The 4242-nt window shown below is 67.7% G+C and carries 6 protein-coding genes; 3 read left to right on the top strand and 3 right to left on the bottom strand.

What is annotated here, in order from left to right; translation table 11 throughout:
- Positions 1 to 93: 93 nt before the first annotated feature.
- Positions 94 to 636, bottom strand: coding sequence for a uroporphyrinogen-III synthase (locus tag GH737_RS13365; protein WP_155265290.1), 543 nt, complete (start codon positions 634 to 636; stop codon positions 94 to 96).
- Positions 633 to 1547, bottom strand: coding sequence for a hydroxymethylbilane synthase (hemC, locus tag GH737_RS13360; RefSeq protein WP_155265289.1), 915 nt, complete (start codon positions 1545 to 1547; stop codon positions 633 to 635). The genes GH737_RS13365 and hemC overlap by 4 nt, the downstream gene beginning before the upstream one ends.
- Before the next feature lie 51 nt (positions 1548 to 1598).
- On the opposite strand from hemC, the gene tsaD reads away from it, so the two are divergent.
- Entirely contained in the window at positions 1599 to 2630 is a 1032-nt protein-coding gene (tsaD, locus tag GH737_RS13355) for a tRNA (adenosine(37)-N6)-threonylcarbamoyltransferase complex transferase subunit TsaD (protein ID WP_155265288.1), read from the top strand.
- Positions 2627 to 3607, top strand: coding sequence for an NAD(P)H-dependent glycerol-3-phosphate dehydrogenase (locus tag GH737_RS13350; protein WP_155265287.1), 981 nt, complete (start codon positions 2627 to 2629; stop codon positions 3605 to 3607). The genes tsaD and GH737_RS13350 overlap by 4 nt, the downstream gene beginning before the upstream one ends.
- On the opposite strand, the gene GH737_RS13345 is transcribed toward GH737_RS13350, so the two are convergent.
- Positions 3604 to 3783 carry a DUF1674 domain-containing protein gene (locus tag GH737_RS13345; RefSeq protein WP_155265286.1) on the bottom strand — a complete coding sequence of 60 codons (180 nt, stop codon included), beginning with the start codon at positions 3781 to 3783 and terminating at the stop codon, positions 3604 to 3606. The genes GH737_RS13350 and GH737_RS13345 overlap by 4 nt on opposite strands.
- A 25-nt stretch (positions 3784 to 3808) precedes the next feature.
- Between GH737_RS13345 and GH737_RS13340 the strand changes: the two genes are divergently transcribed.
- A partial coding sequence (locus GH737_RS13340) for a transcription antitermination factor NusB (RefSeq protein WP_230558810.1) occupies positions 3809 to 4242 on the top strand: 434 nt, incomplete at its 3' end.

Below are 4242 nucleotides of genomic sequence, written 5' to 3'. Positions count from 1 at the left end.
CGCGGTCCCGGCGGTGCTCGCCTACAACTGGCTCATCCGCCGCAACAAGTCGATCATGGAGGATCTGGCGGCGTTCACGAAAGACCTTCACGGCTATCTGATGTCGGCGGGCATGGTTAAGCCGCGGACCAGATCGGCAAAGCGCCGTCCGGCGCGCGGCGAATGGACGAGCGCGACGGCGCCGTCCGCCGATGCCAGATCGGGCGCCTCGACTGGCTTCGCCCTGTAAACCGCAATCGGCCTGATCCGCTGCCGCGCGTCAGCGGGCTCTCGCCGGTCTTCGCCGCACGGGTGCAGCAGCGTCAGGTCCGCGGCGATCGAATCGAGCAGCCGGTCGATCCCCGAATCTCCAGCCGCAGCAATGTCGAAGCCGTGTTCGCGCGCGGCATCGGCCGTCGCTTCCCCGACGGCATAAACCGCGAGACCGCGAAGTTTCAGGAGTTCCTGTCCCCCATGCCGCACGGCATTGGCGCTCGTCAGCAGCAGTCCGTCGAACGCGGCGGCGTCCGGTGCCTGCCACGCCAGCGGCTCAACTTCGAACAGAGGCGCTGCAACGGCCTTGAGGCCACGCGCTCGCGCGCGCTCGACCGTCGCGCTGGCGCCCGGCTCAGGGCGCAGGGCCAGCACGTGCTTCATTCGGGTGCGAAAAGGCTCCGGATCGAATCGGGAGCGTTTTCGAGCAGCGAGCGCGCGAGTTCGGCGGGCCGCTTGAGCTCCCCGCAGTCGAACACTGCGCGATCTTCGACCATTTCACTGCCATCTTCGCTGAACAATTGTCCGCGCATTCGCAAGTCGCCGTCTTCTAGCACGCAGAACGCTGCGACCGGCGATGCGCAGGAAGCGACGAGCGCGCGGGTAAAGGCGCGCTCGGCCATCACGCAATCGTAGGTGATCTGGTTGTTGACGGTCGTCAGCACGCTCTGCGTGCGGGTGTCGTTGCTGCGGCATTCCATCGCGATCACTGCCTGGCCCGGAGCGGGGAGGATCACCTCGGTCGGGATGGCGGTGCCCGCGTCGATGTCGAGGCGCTTCAGACCCGCGCATGACAGCAGCGTCGCATCGACGGCCCCCGATTCGACGGCCTTGAGGCGCGTTTCGACATTTCCGCGCAGAGTGACGATCTTGAGGTCGGGCCTCAATCGCAGCAACTGTGCCTTGCGCCTTGGCGAGGAGGTGCCGACCACCGCGCCCCGCCTCAGCTCTTCGACAGACGCTGCGCCGATGATCCGGTCGCGGACATCGCCTCGCGGCCGCACCGCCGCAACGTGGATCTCCTTTGGCCGGATGCTCTCCACGTCCTTCATCGAATGAACGCAGAAATCGACCTCACCTTCGAGCAGCGCCCGGTCCAGCTCCTTGGTCCAAAGCCCCTTGCCGCCAATCTCGGCGAGCGGCCGGTCCTTCACCTTGTCGCCCGTCGTCGTGATCTCGACGATCTGGACCCAGCCCTCGGGCCAGCGCTGCGACGTTTCGATCGCTGCGGCAACCTTGCGCGCCTGGGCCAGCGCCAGCGCCGATCCGCGAGTCCCTAGGCGAAGTCCCTGCATGGTCCACCCCTAGTGCAACTCGGGAGGATCAGGCAAAGGGCCGGACACGAAATGAGTATAATCCTTGGCCTGGAATCCTCTTGCGACGATAGTGCCGCGGCGCTGGTGACGAGCGATCGCCGTATCCAGGCGCAGACGGTGGTCGGCCAGGCGCAGGCGCACCAGCCGTACGGCGGCGTCGTGCCGGAAATCGCCGCGAGGGCTCACGTCGAGATCCTCCCTGCACTCATCGAGCAGGTCTTGAACGAGGCGAGGATGTCGATCGGCGAGGTCGATGCGGTCGCCGCGACCGCGGGCCCCGGGCTGATCGGCGGGGTGATGGTCGCGCTGCTCGCCGGGAAGGGACTGGCGCTCGCGGCCGGCAAGCCGCTTATCGCGGTCAACCATCTCGAGGGCCACGCGCTCAGCCCCCGCCTCGCCGATCCGGACCTCGATTTTCCCTATATGCTGCTGCTCGTCTCCGGCGGGCATTGCCAGTTGCTCGAGGTGCGCGGGGTGGGCGACTATAGCCGCCTCGCGACGACCATCGACGATGCTGCCGGCGAAGCGTTCGACAAGGCGGCCAAGCTGCTCGGTCTCGGCTATCCTGGCGGCCCCGCGATCGAGGAGCTTGCCGAAGGCGGCGACGCGGGCGCCGTGCCGCTGCCGCGCCCGCTGGTCGGCTCAAACGAACCGCATTTTTCCTTCGCTGGACTCAAGAGCGCGGTGCAGCGCGCGGTCGCGTCGGGCGAATACAGGCGCGAAGACATTGCCGCGGCCTTCCAGCAGGCCGTGGTCGACTGCCTCGTCGATCGCACGCGGCTCGCGCTCGAAAGCAGTGAGGCTCCCGCGCTGGTTATTGCAGGGGGCGTTGCCGCGAACGATGCGATTCGTGCCGCACTCGCCGATCTTGCGGCGCGCGAAAGTCGCCGCTTCAGCGTCCCGCCCGGCTGGCTCTGCACCGACAATGCAGCGATGATCGCCTGGGCCGGCGCAGAGCGGTTCGCCGCCGGCCTTTGCGACGATCTCGATGTGCCTGCACGCGCTCGCTGGCCGCTCGACTTCAGCGCTGAGAAGGTGCGCGGGGCAGGTATAAAGGCATGAAGCTCGGAGTCATCGGCGGCGGCGCCTGGGGCACGGCGCTCGCGCAGGTTGCAGCGCAGGGCGGCCGCGACACTCTGCTGTGGGCGATCGAGGACGATGTCGTCGCGGCGGTCAACCGAATCCATGAAAACCCGATCTATTTGCAGGGGGTGAAGCTCGACCCGGCGATCCGGGCGACCGGCAATTTCTCCGAGCTCTCCGACTGCGATGCGTGGCTGGTGGTGACGCCCGCGCAGCACATGCGGGCGGTCCTCGCGCGGATGCCATGCCCTGGCATTCCGCTCGTTCTCTGTTCCAAAGGGATCGAGGAGAGCTCGGGCGCGCTGCTTCACCAGGTCGCGCGCGAGGTTTGCTCGACCTCGCCAGTCGCGGTGCTGTCCGGGCCCACGTTCGCACATGAAGTCGCCAGGGGGCTGCCCACTGCAGTCACGCTCGCCGGCGAGGATCTGTCGCTTGCGGAACAGCTCCGGGATCGCCTGTCGCAGCCGGCCTTTCGCATTTACGTATCCGACGATCTTCCCGGCGCGGAGATTGGCGGCGCGGTAAAGAACGTGCTCGCGATCGCTTGCGGGGTTGTCGAGGGGAAGGGGCTTGGTGAGAACGCGCGCGCGGCGCTGATCGCGCGCGGCTTTGCCGAGATGAGCCGCTTCGGCGTGGCTTATGGCGCGAAGCCGGAAACGCTTGCAGGACTATCGGGCCTCGGCGATCTCGTCCTTACCTGCTCGTCGACGAGATCGCGCAATTACTCGCTCGGGGTTGGAATCGGCGAGGGCCGTCCCGTGGCCGAACTGCTGTCCAAGCGAAAGACGGTCGCGGAGGGCGCCTTCACCGCGCCCGTGCTGGCACGGCTGGCGCGGGAGAAGGAAATCGACATGCCGATCGTCGAAGCGGTCGACGCGCTGGTGGGGGGACGCGCCGATGTGGACCAGGTCCTCGACGAGCTGCTTTCGCGCCCGCTCAGGGCCGAAGGTGTCTAGAAATCGACCGCGATCCCCTTCTTTTCCCAGTCCCCGTAGCGCGTGGGGTCCAGCTTTCCCTCCTCACCGGAAGGCGGCGGCGGATCGACCGCCTCCGGCTCGGGCACGGGCGGCGACGGACTGAGATAGGCCGGCGGAGCGAGATGCGCCGGTCGTTCTTGGGATCGTTTCACCATGCCAAGATGGCGAGCGCTGCTGTCGATGCCAAGCGTTGAAGGCGTCGGTGCTCGCCGAGCGGCGCTGCAGATGCTCGATGCCGTGCTTCGCCGCGGCCAGACGCTGGAAGGCGCCGCGGGCCGCGTCCGCGGCCTGGCGCCCGCCGATCACGCGCTTGCAATCGCGATTGCCGGCGAAGTGTTTCGTCGCCTCCCCGATCTCGATGTGCTGATCGACGGCGCGACGCGGCAGCGGCTCCCCGACGACAGCAAGGCGCGCATGGTGCTGCGCCTCGCGCTGGCCCAGAAACTCGGGCTTGGGACGCCCGACCACGCCCTCGTCGCAACCGCGCTGCCGTTGTCCGGGTCGGCATATTCGTCGGTGACCTTCTTGAGCATCCACGGCTCGCCGCGCTCGCCCTTGCGCGGGTTGAGGCGGAACAGGACCCACTCGCCCTTCATCCGCTCGCCTTCGAGGGT

It is taken from the genome of Sphingomonas segetis (assembly GCF_009720245.1).
Taxonomy (GTDB): Bacteria; Pseudomonadota; Alphaproteobacteria; order Sphingomonadales; family Sphingomonadaceae; genus Sphingomicrobium; species Sphingomicrobium segetis.
Note: the sequence above shows the minus strand (reverse complement) of the source record. Positions and strands in the feature narration are given on the sequence as shown.